Source organism: Vibrio sp. 1069, from assembly GCF_033340555.1.
Map to the genome: position 1 here is coordinate 1 of NZ_JAWOWP010000421.1, position 681 is coordinate 681.

Genomic DNA, 681 nt, shown 5'->3' on the forward strand with positions numbered 1-681 from the left:
GCGTCGAAGTGTTTTTCACCTTTATGGCATTCAAGATGGATATTTAACTTGTCTGTAAGCGGCTTTATTTTCCAGCGGTACAATTGGTCTATCGGGTTGAACGGTGACACGTGGAATGCTTTGTCTTGCTCCCAACCAAAATCTTCATCCTTTGGGTCAGCCGCTATCGCGTAATAATGGCGCTCATTCCAAGGTGTATTGCTGACTTCGGCGAGAAGATATTGCCATTCACCTTTTTGGTCATACAGGTAGTAAAAATTCACCGGACTAAAATAGAGCCCGAGATAACGCAAGTGACAGACAGCCAGTACTTTGCCGCTGCAACGTATGCCCGTAAGTTCTGCGACTTTATCTTGCACCGCTTTTTTCAAACTCCCTTCACCGAGGTAATCATCGCGTTTGAATCGAGCCCAATGCCACCAGCGAGTCCCAAAGCCCCAAACTTTTTTCTCAAGTACGCCAATTTCATCCAAATCAATCGCTGGCATAAACATTGAGTAATTCAGCTCGTGCTTAACGGGCGTAAAACGACGATGCCTTACATTGCCTATAAATAACTGGCTGTGAGAAGGGATACTCATATTACGCAGCGCCTTGTTCATAAAGTGTGTCGTTTGTCTCGTGATGTTTAGCGGCAAGTCCGTTCACAACATCCAAAGCACGGCGCACGCCATCTTCATG

The 681-nt window shown here is 46.0% G+C and carries 1 protein-coding gene; it reads right to left on the reverse strand.

The window, feature by feature from the left end; all coding sequences use genetic code 11:
- Positions 1-581 (reverse strand): DUF1365 domain-containing protein (locus R7040_RS26895; RefSeq protein ID WP_318097660.1); only part of this gene is annotated, 581 nt, incomplete at its 3' end.
- Between the last annotated feature and the right edge of the window lie 100 nt (positions 582-681).